General features: G+C 61.9%; 10 protein-coding genes. 2 read left to right on the forward strand and 8 right to left on the reverse strand.

Going from position 1 to position 13,107, the window contains the following annotated elements; all coding sequences use genetic code 11:
- Positions 1-5: 5 nt before the first annotated feature.
- From HBJ59_RS24715 to HBJ59_RS24730, 4 genes are read right to left on the reverse strand one after another with little or no spacing between them, the layout of a single operon-like run.
- Entirely contained in the window at positions 6-1,058 is a 1,053-nt protein-coding gene (locus HBJ59_RS24715) for an NADP(H)-dependent aldo-keto reductase (protein WP_167665056.1), read from the reverse strand.
- Positions 1,059-1,090: 32 nt separating this feature from the next.
- Positions 1,091-2,344, reverse strand: a complete 1,254-nt coding sequence (locus HBJ59_RS24720) for an acyl-CoA dehydrogenase family protein (RefSeq protein WP_167665057.1) — start codon at positions 2,342-2,344, stop codon at positions 1,091-1,093.
- 23 nt (positions 2,345-2,367) lie between these two features.
- The gene (locus tag HBJ59_RS24725) at positions 2,368-3,300 is read right to left on the reverse strand and encodes an ABC transporter permease (protein ID WP_076014579.1); all 933 of its coding nucleotides are present in this window, start codon (positions 3,298-3,300) and stop codon (positions 2,368-2,370) included.
- The gene (locus HBJ59_RS24730) at positions 3,297-5,000 is read right to left on the reverse strand and encodes an ABC transporter substrate-binding protein (protein WP_167665058.1); all 1,704 of its coding nucleotides are present in this window, start codon (positions 4,998-5,000) and stop codon (positions 3,297-3,299) included. The genes HBJ59_RS24725 and HBJ59_RS24730 overlap by 4 nt, the downstream gene beginning before the upstream one ends.
- 434 nt (positions 5,001-5,434) lie before the next feature.
- Here HBJ59_RS24730 and HBJ59_RS24735 point away from each other — a divergent pair, with 434 nt between their 5' ends.
- Positions 5,435-7,585: a TonB-dependent receptor gene (locus tag HBJ59_RS24735; RefSeq protein ID WP_076014581.1), complete on the forward strand. Its 2,151-nt coding sequence runs from the start codon at positions 5,435-5,437 to the stop codon at positions 7,583-7,585.
- Between the two features lie 71 nt (positions 7,586-7,656).
- Here the strand turns inward: HBJ59_RS24735 and HBJ59_RS24740 are convergent, their stop codons facing one another.
- The 3 genes from HBJ59_RS24740 to gabT are packed head-to-tail and all read right to left on the reverse strand — an operon-like array spanning position 7,657 to position 10,176.
- The gene (locus tag HBJ59_RS24740; protein WP_010449292.1) at positions 7,657-8,145 is read right to left on the reverse strand and encodes an Lrp/AsnC family transcriptional regulator; all 489 of its coding nucleotides are present in this window, start codon (positions 8,143-8,145) and stop codon (positions 7,657-7,659) included.
- A 45-nt stretch (positions 8,146-8,190) separates the two neighbouring features.
- The gene (locus HBJ59_RS24745; protein ID WP_167665059.1) at positions 8,191-8,835 is read right to left on the reverse strand and encodes an HAD family hydrolase; all 645 of its coding nucleotides are present in this window, start codon (positions 8,833-8,835) and stop codon (positions 8,191-8,193) included.
- A gap of 48 nt (positions 8,836-8,883) precedes the next feature.
- Positions 8,884-10,176 (reverse strand): 4-aminobutyrate--2-oxoglutarate transaminase, encoded by a 1,293-nt coding sequence (gene gabT, locus HBJ59_RS24750; protein WP_167665060.1) that lies wholly within the window; start codon positions 10,174-10,176, stop codon positions 8,884-8,886.
- A gap of 193 nt (positions 10,177-10,369) precedes the next feature.
- Here gabT and HBJ59_RS24755 point away from each other — a divergent pair, with 193 nt between their 5' ends.
- Complete coding sequence (locus tag HBJ59_RS24755; protein ID WP_167665181.1) at positions 10,370-11,296, forward strand: glyoxylate/hydroxypyruvate reductase A; 927 nt, start codon at positions 10,370-10,372, stop codon at positions 11,294-11,296.
- A gap of 710 nt (positions 11,297-12,006) precedes the next feature.
- On the opposite strand, the gene HBJ59_RS24760 is transcribed toward HBJ59_RS24755, so the two are convergent.
- Positions 12,007-13,092: a tartrate dehydrogenase gene (locus tag HBJ59_RS24760; protein ID WP_167665061.1), complete on the reverse strand. Its 1,086-nt coding sequence runs from the start codon at positions 13,090-13,092 to the stop codon at positions 12,007-12,009.
- Between the last annotated feature and the right edge of the window lie 15 nt (positions 13,093-13,107).

Genomic DNA, 13,107 nt, shown 5'->3' on the forward strand with positions numbered 1-13,107 from the left:
TCGTTCTAGGGCGCAGGGTTGGGAATGCGCTGGTGGATGGCCTGGACCTGCGCCTTGATCTCGTCGCTGAGGCTCACGTCCAGCGCGCCGAGGTTGTCGCGCAATTGCGCCAGGCTGGTTTGCCCGGTGAGCGCGCTGGTGACAAAGGGTTTGTCGATGATGAAGGCCAGGGCCAACTGGGCCGGGGTGAGGCCGTGTTGCCGTGCAATTTCCACGTAGCCGGTGATGGCCTCCTGGGCCGAGGCACTGTCATAGCGGTTGAAGGTGCGGTACACCGCCGACAGCCGCGAACCCTCGGGACGTGCGCCGCCCAGGTATTTGCCGGTGAGCGCACCGAAGGCCAGCGGCGAGTACGCCAGCAGGCCGACGCCTTCGCGGTGGGTGAACTCCGAGAGGCCGCCCTCGTACAGGCGATTCAGCAGGCTGTAGGGGTTTTGCACGCTGGCAATTCGCGGCAGGCCGAGGCGTTCGCTTTGCTTGAGAAACTCGGCCACGCCCCATGGAGTTTCGTTGGAAACGCCGATGTGGCGCACCTTGCCGGCCTTCACCTGATCGGCCAGCACCGCCAGGGTTTCCTCGATGGCCACGCTCTGGGTGTCTGCCTGATAGGGGTATTCGCGCTGGCCGAAGATGTTGGTGGTGCGGTCGGGCCAGTGCAGCTGGTAGAGGTCGAGGTAGTCGGTGTTCAGGCGTTTGAGGCTGCCGTCCAGGGCTTCGACGATGTTGCGCCGGTCGTGGTGGCTGAGGCCGTCGCGGATGTGCTGCTGGCTGCTGGGGTCACGGGCCGGGCCGGCGATTTTGCTCGCCAGGATCACCTCGTCCCGGCGACCACTGGCCGCCAGCCAACTGCCAATATAGCGCTCGGTGGTGCGCCAGGTTTCAGCCTTGGTGGGCGTGGGGTACATCTCGGCGGTGTCGATGAAGTTGATGCCTTCGGCCAGCGCCAAATCAATCTGCTGATGGGCATCGGTTTCGGTGTTCTGGTGGCCCCAGGTCATGGTGCCGAGGCCCAGTACACTGACTTGAATGTCGCTGTTGCCCAATTGGCGGTAACGCATGGGTGATCCTTTTTTATTCAAGGGTTGAAGGCTCATACCGCACTCGCTTCGTCGCGGGCGGCCTGCTGCTCGGCGTCGGCGGTTTGCAGGCTGCGCCAGGCGGCATTCGGGGTGACGTCGTTGAGGTAGTAGTTGCCCAAGGCCCGTTCGCGAAAGATCGCCGGGTTATGAGAGGCCAGGGTGCGCGCGTTGCGCCAATGCCGGTCGAAACGTCGCGACTCACTGGTGGCGGAGGCGCCGCCGACTTCGAACAGCAGCGTGGTGGCCTCCAGCACTTGTTCCAGCACGATCTGTTGGGCCTGAAAGGCGCGGATCTCAGCCTCGGTGTAATGCTGTTCGTTGGCGTAGCCGCCCTGCTCCGCTTCGTGCACCTCTTGCAGCACCTCGGCGACAGCCAGCACCTGGGTGCGGGCGGCATACGCCAGGCTCGACAGGCGACCGATCACCCGCTGCACCAGCGGATCATCCTTGGGGCTCGATTGCCCCGGCACGCCAAACGCGCGGGTGCGGCCTTTGACGAATTCGGTGGCGTCGCGCAGCACGGCGTTGGCGATGCCGGCCAGGGTCGCCAGGTGGAACAACTGGTAGAACGCGCTCAGGTAGGACTCGGCGCGCAGTTCGTCTTTCTTGAAGCGCCGCACGATGTGCTGCGCCGGTACATCGACCGCCTTGAAGCGCGTGGTGCCGCTGCCGGTGAGGCGCTGGCCAAAGCCATCCCAGTCATCCTCGACGGTGACACCCGGCGCGTCGGTACGTACCGCCAGGCTGACAAAATCCTCGCCATCCAGGGCGACGGCGGCGATCCAGTTGGCGTACAGCGTGCCGGTGCAGTAGTACTTCTCGCCGTCCAGTTGCCAGCCGGAGTCGACTGCGCTGAGGGTCACCGAGTTGCGGGTGGTGTCGGTGCGCTCGGCCATGGCGGCGCCCCACAGCTCGCCGTCGACGACTTTGGCGAACCAGTAATCCTGGGACTCGCTGTCGCGGCTGGAAAGCCGGCCTTCGACGAAACCGAAATGCGCGCGCACGATCTGCGGCAGGTTTGAATCAGCCTCCCCCAGTTCAATCAACAGGCGAAACAACTGCGGCAAACTCGCCCCCAGGCCGCCCTGGGCCAGGGGCACGCGTAGGGCACCGAAGCCGGCCTCCCGCAGCCACGCCACCGCATCATGGGCCAGCTCGCGTTGCTGCTCGCGGGCGACGGCGGTGTCGGCTATCCGTGCAAATACGTCGGCGAAACGCTGGTGCAAGTCGGCATAACTCACCGCAGCGGGGATCGAAGCACTCATGGTTTTTCCTTCTTCAAAGACACTCACGCTTGATTGGCCCGGGGGTCAATCCAGCGGTTGATCAAATCGACGGCCAGGTTCACCAGCACGTACACCGTGGCTGCGAGCAGGGTCACCCCCAGCACCATCGGCACGTCTTTGTTGCTGGTGGCATCGAGCATCAAGCGCCCGATGCCCTGGCGTGCAAACAGCAATTCCACCACCACCGCGCCGCCCAGCAGGCTCGCGAACACGAACCCGGCCAGGGTCACCAACGGCACCAGCGCGTGACGCAAGGCATGGCGCAGGCGCACAGCGGTTTCGGACAGGCCGCGTGCGCGGGCCATGGCGATAAAGGGCTGTTCGAGCGTGTCTTCCAGGGACTGGCGCAGCAGTTGGGTCAGCACCGCGGCTACCGGCAACGCCAGCGCAATCGAGGGCAGGATCAACGAACGCCAGCCCACGGAACCGGACGGCGGCAACCAGTGCCAATGAAACGAAAACACCAGCAACAACAGCATGCCGATAACAAAGGACGGCGCTGACGACAGCACCAGCTCGCTGCCGGAAACGACTGAGCGCACCCAACGCGAACGGTTGGCGGTGAGGATCGCGCACACAAGGGCCAACACCACCGCCAGCAGCGCCGCGCTCAGGGACAGTTGAATGGTTGCGCCGATCTGCTCGGCAATCGCCTGCTGCACCGGGATGCGCAGGCGGTAGGACTCGCCGAGGTCACCATGGGCCAGGCGTACCAGGTAATTGCCGTATTGCACGAGCAGCGGTTGGTCCAGGCCGTACTCGGCACGCACCCGGGCCAGCAGCTCCGGTGTGGGCATCGAGTCTGGGCCGCCAAGGATCGCCAGCGCCGTGTCGCCGCCGCTGAAGTTGACCGCGAGAAAGGTCAGCGTCGCCGCGCCCCATAGCACGCCGATGCCCGCCAGCAGGCGCCAGGCGATGGATTTGAACAGGCTCATGGTTGCCCCCGGTCCAGCCAGATGCTGGTGAAGAACGGTACGTTGTGGGAGGTATCAAAAATCACGCCCTGGACTTGCCGGCCGTACGCGGTGAGCACCTGGCTTTCCACCGAAGGCACCGCCGGGACTGTTTCGGTCAGGCGCTTTTGCGCTTCGCCGTAGAGCGCCTGCAACTCAACCGGGTCGCGGGACTGGCGGGCGGCGCTGAGTACCCGATCCAGCTCGGCATCGCGGAAGCGCCCGACGTTCTGGCCGATCATCTTGTCGGTGCTGATGGCTTGGCTGTGATAGAGCACAAACAGGCCGTCGGGCGTGTTGGTGTGCCAGTAACCGCCGGCCAGCGCCTGGAACTTACCGGCGTAGCGTTTCTCGGTCACGCGGGTCAGCGGCAGCATTTCGATGGGCATCTCGAAGCCGACTTTTTTCAGGTCGGCCTGGATGGCCACCGAGACACTGGCGGGAAACGCCGGGTTGTCATAGGACAGCATCGTTGCCTTGAGGCGCTGCCCGTCCTTGGTTCGATAACCCTGGGCGTCGCGCCCGGTCCAGCCGGCGTCGTCCAGCAGCGCATTGGCGGCTTTGACGTCGTAGGCCAAGGCGTCGTTGTTGGGTTGATAAAACCGGGTGTTGGCCGCCAGGAAATCCGCCTTGGCGATGTATTCGCCGAAGCCGGAAATCCATGCCAGCCCTTCGCGGTCGATGGCCTTGGCGACTGCGCGGCGCACGCGTACATCGTCAAACGGTGGCTGTTCAACGTTGAAGGTCATGCTGCGGCTCGGGTTGCCTTTGCGAATTCGGCTACGCATCACCAGGTCCGGGTTGGCGCGGATGGCGGCGGCGTTCTGGGCCGGTGCGTCGAGGGCGAAATCCGACTGGCCGGACTCCAGCGCCGTGAAGCGGATCATGGCTTCGGGGACGTAGCTCAACTCGATACGGTCCAGGTAGGCCTCACCCTTGTGCCGCGTCACCGGCGGTGCCCAGTTGTAGCCGGGGCGTTTGATGAACACCGCGCCCTGGTCACGGGTGTAGCTCTGCAACAGGAACGGGCCGCTGCCGATGGGATGTTCGGCAATGGTCTTAGGCGCTTCGTGGATCTGTTTTGGCGAGATCATGCTCAGCCAGGATTGCGCCAGTACGTCAAGGAAGGGCGTGTAGGGTTCGCGCAAGTGGGCTTCGAAGGTGTAGTCATCGATGACCTTGCCGTCCAGGTACGGCGCGATATAGGCCGCAGCAAGCGGGGACTTGGTGGCCGGATCGCGCATGTGTTCCAGGTTGGTTTGCAGCGCCTGGGCGTTGAATTTCTCGCCGTCGCTGAAGGTCACGTCATCGCGCAGGTGAAAGGTGTATGTCTTGCCGTCCTCGGAGATGTCCCAGGAGCGGGCCAGCCATGGGCTGATATTGCCCTGCTCGTCCTGATACACCAGGCAATCGTAGAGAATTCGGCCCATCCATTGGATGTTGCCATTGGATAAGGCGTGAACATCGAAACTGCCGGCGTCGGAGGCGGCGGATACTCGCAAAGTTCCACCGCTGCGACCCGGTGACGGCTCATAGAAGTCCGTCGCTGAATAAGTCACCACACCATTAGTGACGACGCCATCGGCCGCCGAAGTTTTATGTTGTGGTGCCGCAGCAGGTGAACAGGCATTTATAGCCAGGGACAGTAAAATAACCGCCGACAGTTTCAGAATGGTTGTCAATGATGCTTCCTTAGAGGAACTCGATAAACACCGAAAGTTTGCAACTACAGGGTGTAATGCAGTGAGCATGCCAGTCTTTCAGAAACGCCATTCTGACTACAAAACAAGCGCGAAACCCTTACAAAACTGGCGCAACCCTGTCAAACACTTATATGGTTATACCCGTTATACGACCTTGAGTTGTTGGCTGCCTTACACACTGCTTATCAACTGTTGCGTCCGCGACAGTTGCCGTAAATCCGGCCAATAAAGTTGACTGTTGAAAATCAAACAGTGATTCAAAACAAAGTATCCCGCAGAACACTTACCTCCCACTAAGCACCCGTAATCCTTGGCAAATAGCGTTGGCATAGAAACTGCTCAGAGCGAAACAGGCATGACTATTCGAATAGAAAGCTGGGGCTATCTTTATCTATTCACAAGGAACACGCTTAATGGATCCAATCTTTCGGGGAGAGTTGCAAAAGTTGACACTTGCCGTGCGGCAAGCAACTTGGCTGGCGATGTTTGGACTGGGCTCGGCCCTGGTCTTTTCCGCCAGCGCACAGGCAGATGATGAGGTCACACCGACAACCGGTACACGGCTAAAGACCGTGACGGTAGAGGCACAAAAAATCACGCCCGTTGAGGCGGCAAAGAGTCAGTTGTCCGAGGTGCCCGGCGGCACCAGCGTGGTCGACAGCGAGCAGGTGGCCAAGGGACGGACCGCCACCTTGCAGGACACCCTCGCCTATCAGCCGGGTGTATTCGTGCAGTCCACCGGTGGCAATGACGCGGCCAAGATTTCCATCCGTGGCTCGGGGGCCAACACCTCGCCGGGGTATTTCCGTGAGGGCATCAAGTTCCTGTTCGATGGCCTGCCGATCACCGGCCCGGGCGGCACACCCTACGAATTCCTCAACGGCTCGGGGGTGAACTACACCGAGATCCTGCGCGGTGCCAACGCCTTCCAGTACGGCGCGCTGAGCCTTGGCGGCGCCATCAACTTCGTCAACCAGACTGGCTACACCGCGCCCGGGCTGCGGGTGCGCGCGGAAACCGGGAGTTACGGCTACAACAAGCAAAGCCTGAGCGTCGGCGGCGTCGAGGGCGCGTTCGATTACTACCTGAATGCCGACAACTTCCGCAGCGATGGCTACCGCGATTACAGCCTGTCGAAAAGCCAGGGCGTAGTGGCGAACTTTGGCTACCGCTTCAGCCCGCAACTCGAAACCCGGGTGATGCTGCGTTACCGCGACGAGTTCCACAACGACCCGAGCGCCACCACCCTGGATGCGGTGAAGCACCACTCCGACCGCGCCAGTGCCACCGCCGAAAGCAGCGGCGCCGGCAGCCGTCGCCCCGGCAGCGTATGGCTGGGCAGCAAGACCACCTACACCTTTGAGGACGACGCCACCCTGTCGGTGGGCTTCGTCTACTACCAGTACGCCCACAACAACAGCCCGAACAGCCCGAGCAACCCCAGCTACTGGGACTGGCATGACCTGAGCGCGGTGATCAACTACGACCGCCGCGACACCCTGTTCGGCCACGAAAGCCGCTCCAGCCTGGCCTTCACCTCCACCGAACACCTCAAGGGCCAGGTCGACTCCACCTTCGCCAACAAACAGACCCGCAAGTTCGTCGACTACAGCTCATCGTTCGATCACGTATTCTCCGTGGGCAACGACCTGGAACTGGTGGACGGCCTGTGGCTGACCAGCGGCGTCTCGGCGATCAACGTACGCCGCCATGCCGACGTCAAGGAAGCCCAGGTGGCCAACACCACCACTTACCCGAGCGATGTGACCTACGACAACTGGAGCCTGGCACCGCGGGTCGGCGTGCGTTACGAGTTCACCCCGCAACTGCAAGTGTTCGCCAACGTCAGCCGCTCCGTCGACCCACCGGCGTCGTGGGAATACTCCGGCTCCGGGCCGACCTCGCCGTACGTAAGGCCGCTGGTTGAGCAGAAAGCCAATACCGTGGAAGTCGGGATCAAGGGTTCATCGGGCATCTTCGACGGCAGCCTGGCGCTTTACCGTTCGTGGGTGAAAAATGAATTGCTCAACGTGCAGATCATTCCGGCGACATCCACCGCAGTTGCAATCACCGGTGCATTCAACGCCACACCGACGATCCACCAAGGCATCGAGGCCGGCCTGAATACGCGCCTGTGGGAAAACACCTCGGGTGAAAAAGTCACCCTGCGCCAGGTGTATACCTACAACGACTTCTACTACCGGCACGACCCGACCTTCGGCGACAACCAACTGCCGGGGATTCCGAAGCATATCTATCAGGGCGAGGTGCAGTATCAGCACCCGGCGGGCTTCTATACCGGGGTGAATGTGCAGTCGGCCTCGCGTACGGCGGTGGACTATGCCAACAGCTTCTATGCGCCCTCCTACACCATCTTTGGGGCGAACGTGGGGTATGAAACGCCGAGCAAGGACTGGAAGGTCTCGCTGGATGTGAAAAACCTGACCAATCAGAAGTACGTGACGGCGGTGCAGCCGCTGTATGACGCGAAGGGGCAGGATACGGCGTCGTTGTATCCGGGGGATGGGATTGGGGCTTATGTGGCGGTGGAAATGCGCTACTAAGCCTGCACTGATCAAGCATCGGCGGCTGGGGTTAGTCGTAACCTCGGCCGCCGAGCCCATCACCGAAAGATTCAGTGGCGCAGCAGTTTGCGCAGGGGTACGCCGTCCTTGAGCACGGGCGATTTGATGACGATATAGCTGAAGTACTTGGAGATGCCAATGTTCTTGTCCAGCAGGCTCTCCACCACTTCCTGGTAATGCTGGATGCTGCGGGTCATGAAGCGCACCAGGTAGTCGTAACCACCGCTGATCAGGTGGCATTCGAGCACTTCGTCTACCAGGCGGATATTGGATTCGAACTTGGCGAAGTCTTCGCGCTTATGGTCGCTGAGGGTGATCTCGGTGAACACCGTGACCGAATCGGTAATCTTGGCCAGGTTCAAGTGCGCCTTGTAGCTGGAAATATACCCCGCCGACTCCAACCGCTTGACCCGTTGCAAACACGGGCTGGCAGACAGGCCCACGGCGTCGGCGAGGCTGACATTGGTCATCCGGCCGTCCTTTTGCAGTTCAACCAGAATGCTGATATCGATCCGGTCCAGCTTCACTTGCCCTTCCATTACGTACCTCTTGACTGCCGTTTGTAAGACAATCTTCTAGCAAAATCAGCGCCGTAAAGACAGCTGATGCTGAGCCACCAGATCCGCCATGCTGCTGATGCAGTACTCCGCCGCGCACGGCGAAGGCTGCCGGGGCCGTTGGCGGCCGATCAAGCAGCGGTCCAGCCCCCCGTGCGCCGCGACCGACGGTCGTGTCACATGCAGCACGGGTTGCACATCCTCCGCTTGTTCGCTGAGCCATTGCAGGTCATCGGCCAGGGAAATGAAATCTTCCGGTGCAATACCCAGCCGCTCACACAACACGCCACGATCCTCCGCGTCGCGGTCGCCACGCACCCGTAACCGATAGAACTTGCGCAGGTACAGCATAGCCCCCGGCGCATCCTCGAACAGCGCCCAACTGCCGGCGCTGCGGGCAAAGCTCATGCCCTCCTCCCAACTGGCGTGGAGCCCCCAGCGCTCGGCGAGTTGGCGATGGGCGAAACACAGCACGCCACTGAAGCCCAACTCGGCGAAGCGCGGGTAGAGATTGGCGACCACCGTGTTGTACTCGGCCAGCACTTGCTCCCTGGACGGGTGTCCGCCGCGGCTGTCGAGCAGCGGCTGCAAGGCGGCCAACACACCCGAGTCGCGGTCCACCAGCACTTCATCGCAATCGATCAGTAACGCTCGATAATCTGTCAGTCCCATGTGGGGTCAAGTCTCCAATGATGCGGTTCACCCTGAACAAGCACAGGCTCAGTTCAAGACCCGTGCCAAGGCGCCGTCGAGTATCTGCAAGGCTTCGTCGACCTGGGCCTCGGTCGTCACCAACGGCGCGAGAAAGCGCAACACGTTGCGGTGCACGCCGCATTTGATCACCAGCAACCCGCCGGCGCGGGCCTCATCGATCAGCCGTTGGTTGAGGTCGGCGTCCGGGGTGCGCGCCGGGTCATCCTGGATCAGTTCGATTGCCAACATGAAGCCGGTGCCGCGCACATCGCCGATACGCGGGTAGCGCGCCTGCAAACCGAGCAGGCCCTGGCGCAGGCGTTCGCCCAGCCGTTGGCCGCGTTCGAGCAATTGTTCCTGCTCGAACGCGCTGATCACCGCCAGTGCCGCCGCGCACGCCAACGCATTGCCGCCGTAAGTGCCGCCCAGGCCGCCGGGCAACGGCGCATCCATGATGTGCGCCTTGCCGACCACACCGGACAAAGGCAAGCCGCCGGCCAGGCTCTTGGCCACGGTGACCAGGTCCGGCTGGATGCCGGCGTGTTGGAAGCCGAACCAGGTACCGGTACGGCCGAAACCGGTCTGGATCTCATCCAGGATCAACACAATGCCGTGCTTGTCAGCCAACGCACGCAGCGCCTGGAGAAACTCCGCAGGCGCCGTGAGGAAGCCACCGTCGCCCTGCACCGGCTCGATGATGATTGCCGCGATCCTCTCCGGCGCCACTTGGGTCGCCAGCAGTTCATCCAGGGCTTTGAGTGCCATCTCGCTGGTCACCCCGCGATAAGCATTCGGATACGGCGTGTGGAACACCTCCGGTGCAAACGGCCCGAAGTTCTGTTTGTAGGGTTGGCTCATGCCGGTGAGCGTGGTGCCAAGCAAGGTTCGACCATGGAAGCCGCCCCGAAAGGCGATCACCGCCGAACGATTGGTGTGGGCACGGGCAATCTTCACCGCATTTTCCACGGCCTCGGCACCGGAGGTGAAAAACGCAGCCTTATAGGCTTCCTGCCCGCCGACCATTTCACACAGCCGCTGTGCCAGGTCGAGGTAAGGCTGGTAGGCCACCACCTGGAAGCAGGCATGGGAGACCTTCTGCAACTGGGCCTGCACCGCTGCCACCACTTTGGGATGGTTATGCCCGATGTTCAGCACGCCGATCCCGCCGACGAAATCCAGGTAACGCTTGCCATCCACGTCCCACAACTCGGCGCCCTGGGCACGGTCGATCACCAGGGGGTGCGCGGTCACCAGGCCACGAGGCACGAACTGATCGCGCTGACGCAGCAAATGAGGGGTTTCGTCGACTTTGCTATTCATGGCAGTTCCCATCGTGAATGCGGCAACCGGAAAGTGGTTGCGATGCTGTTCAGAGTACGGCGTGCGGGCAACCAACTACGCCGAACTTGGCCCGTGAGAAATTCGGATCGACTGTTTTGCCCCCGCCTTTCAACAGATCCTGCGCCGGGCTTGGGGGATGATGATGACTACCCGAACCCTGCAGGAAATGCCCATGGCCTTGCTCTACAAAGCTGACCCGGTGCGCGGCCAACATTGGCAGGCACTGTTCGCCGAACACGCGCCGCAGATCGAATGGCGCGCCTGGCCCGACATCGGCAATGCCGAAGACGTGGACTACCTGGCCGCCTGGCAGGCGCCCGACAACCTCATGCAATTACTGCCCAACCTGAAAGTGCTGTTTGCCTTGTCGGCCGGGGTCGACCAACTGGACCTCTCCCGCCTGCCGCCCGACCTGCCCGTGGTGCGCTTGCTCGACCCGGGCATCACCCGCGGCATGTGCGAATACGCCAGTTGGGCGGTGCTGAGCCTGCACCGCGATATGTTGCGCTATCGCCAACAGCAAGTGGCGCGTTGCTGGCAGGCGCACCTGTTACAGCCGGCCGTGAATCGCAGGGTCGGCGTGATGGGCCTGGGCACCCAGGCCCAGCAGATTCTGGCGACGTTGGCGCCGTTGGGGTTTGCGCTGTCGGGCTGGGCCCGCAGTGCTTATCAGTTGGCAGGCGTGGACTGCTACGCCGGCGAACAACAACTGCCGACGTTCCTCAGCCAGTGCGACATTCTGTTGTGTGTGCTGCCGTTGACCGAGCAGACCCAAGACATTCTCGACCGGGAGCTGTTTGCGCAATTGCCGCATGGGGCGGCGCTGATCAACATGGGGCGTGGCGGGCATCTGGTGGAAGAAGACTTGCTGGAGGCATTGGGCAGTGGGCAACTGAGCGGTGCAGTGCTGGATGTGCTGCAGGAGGAACCTGCGCCGGCGGATCATCCATTCTGGGATCACCCGCAGATTATGCTGACGCCACATATCGCGGCGATGACCCAACCGGCGAGTGCGTTTGGGGGGTTGCTGGAGAATATCCGGCGGTATGAGCGCGGCGAGCCGATGCTGGGTGAGGTGGATCGGCGCAAGGGTTATTGATGTATGCAGATCCAAATGTGGGAGCACCTGACTTGATGTGGGAGTCGTCGAGCCTCAGCGAGGCCGCGATAGCGGTGGGTCAGCCACCATCAATGTCGACTGTGCCGACGTCATCGCAGCCTCGCTTAAGCTCGACAGCTCCCACAGAAAACCTGTGTAACCGATGCAATCAGGCGCCGGCGCGCTGATGGCCAAGCTGGCACCCTGCAATTTGGCGGCTGACAAAGATCAAATGTGGGAGCCGTCGAGCTTTAGCGAGGCCGCGATAGCGGTGGGTCAGGCAACATCAATGTCGATTGTGCCGACGTCATCGCAGCCTCGCTTAAGCTCGACAGCTCCCACAGAAAACCTGTGTGACTGATGCAATTAGGCACCGACGCACTGATGGCCAAGCTGGCACCCTGCAATTTGGTGCCTGACAAAGATCAAATGTGGGAGCCGTCGAGCCTTAGCGAGGCCGCGATGGCGGTGGGTCAGGCAACATCAATGTCGACTGTGCCGACGTCATCGCAGCCTCGCTAAAGCTCGACAGCTGCTACGGTGTGAGTGCCAGGCCGCGCTCCTCCAGCCACCGCACAAAACTGTTCAAACTCGGCGACACCGTGCCCCGCGCCAGGCCAACTGAATGCAGGGTGTCAGCCAAAGATATTTCAACTGAACCACTGCATTCGCGAGCAAGCCCGCTCCCACTTTTTTTGACCGTGCGCGCTTTAAATCGGGAGCCTTTGGGCAATCGCCAGCCCGACATCCTGAGTAGAGCCCTTCCCGCCCAGATCCGGCGTCACCACGGCCTCGGCAATCACCGACTCAATCGCCTGCAAGATTCCGTCATGGGCCGCCCGATACCGCTCATCGCCGTTGCCAAGGAAATCCAGCATCAACGCCCCCGACCAGATCATCGCTATGGGATTCGCAATGTTCTGCCCGTAAATATCCGGCGCCGAGCCGTGCACCGGTTCGAACAACGACGGAAAGCGTCGCTCGGGGTCGAGGTTGGCCGACGGCGCAATGCCTATCGTCCCGGCACACGCCGGCCCGAGGTCGGAGAGGATGTCGCCGAACAGGTTCGAAGCCACCACCACATCAAACCGGTCCGGTTGCAGCACAAACCGCGCGCACAGGATGTCGATGTGCTGCTTGTCCCAACTCACTTCGGGGTAGTTGGCAGCCATCAATGCGGTGCGCTCATCCCAGTAGGGCATGCTGATGGAAATGCCGTTGGATTTGGTCGCCGCCGTGAGCCTCTTGCGCGGACGGGACTGGGCCAGGTCGAAGGCGAACTTGAGGATGCGGTCGACGCCGCGCCGGGTAAATACCGACTCCTGCAGCACGAACTCATGTTCGGTGCCCTCGAACATCTTGCCGCCCACGGACGAGTATTCGCCCTCGGTGTTCTCGCGAATCACCACAAAGTCGATGTCCCCCGGCTCGCGCCCGGCCAGCGGGCACGGCACCCCGGGAAACAGCCGCACCGGGCGGATGTTCACGTACTGGTCGAAGTCGCGGCGAAACTTGAGCAACGAACCCCACAGGGAAACATGGTCCGGGACTTTGTCCGGCCACCCCACGGCGCCAAAGTAGATCGCATCAAACCCCTTGAGCTGTTCGAACCAGTCCTCGGGCATCATCTGCCCGTGCTCCAGGTAGTAATCGCAATGGGCCCAGTCGAGCACTTCGATGCTCAGGTTCAGGTCCCAGATCCTGGCGGCCTGTTCCAGTACCCGCAATCCTTCGGGCAGCACTTCCTTGCCGATACCATCGCCGGCAATCGCGGCGATTCTGAATGCCTTGTTCATGGTACGCGCCTCGCA

It is taken from the genome of Pseudomonas sp. AN3A02, assembly GCF_011765255.1.
Lineage (GTDB): Bacteria > Pseudomonadota > Gammaproteobacteria > Pseudomonadales > Pseudomonadaceae > Aquipseudomonas.

Excerpts from the sequence above, each read along its gene's own strand:
- gabT (WP_167665060.1), bottom strand. The coding sequence starts at position 10,176 with ATGAATAGCAAAGTCGACGAAACCCCTCATTTGCTGCGTCAGCGCGAT.
- HBJ59_RS24735 (WP_076014581.1), top strand. The coding sequence starts at position 5,435 with ATGGATCCAATCTTTCGGGGAGAGTTGCAAAAGTTGACACTTGCCGTG.
- HBJ59_RS24725 (WP_076014579.1), bottom strand. The coding sequence starts at position 3,300 with ATGAGCCTGTTCAAATCCATCGCCTGGCGCCTGCTGGCGGGCATCGGC.
- HBJ59_RS24745 (WP_167665059.1), bottom strand. The coding sequence starts at position 8,835 with ATGGGACTGACAGATTATCGAGCGTTACTGATCGATTGCGATGAAGTG.
- HBJ59_RS24715 (WP_167665056.1), bottom strand. The coding sequence starts at position 1,058 with ATGCGTTACCGCCAATTGGGCAACAGCGACATTCAAGTCAGTGTACTG.
- HBJ59_RS24760 (WP_167665061.1), bottom strand. The coding sequence starts at position 13,092 with ATGAACAAGGCATTCAGAATCGCCGCGATTGCCGGCGATGGTATCGGC.
- HBJ59_RS24740 (WP_010449292.1), bottom strand. The coding sequence starts at position 8,145 with ATGGAAGGGCAAGTGAAGCTGGACCGGATCGATATCAGCATTCTGGTT.
- HBJ59_RS24755 (WP_167665181.1), top strand. The coding sequence starts at position 10,370 with ATGGCCTTGCTCTACAAAGCTGACCCGGTGCGCGGCCAACATTGGCAG.
- HBJ59_RS24720 (WP_167665057.1), bottom strand. The coding sequence starts at position 2,344 with ATGAGTGCTTCGATCCCCGCTGCGGTGAGTTATGCCGACTTGCACCAG.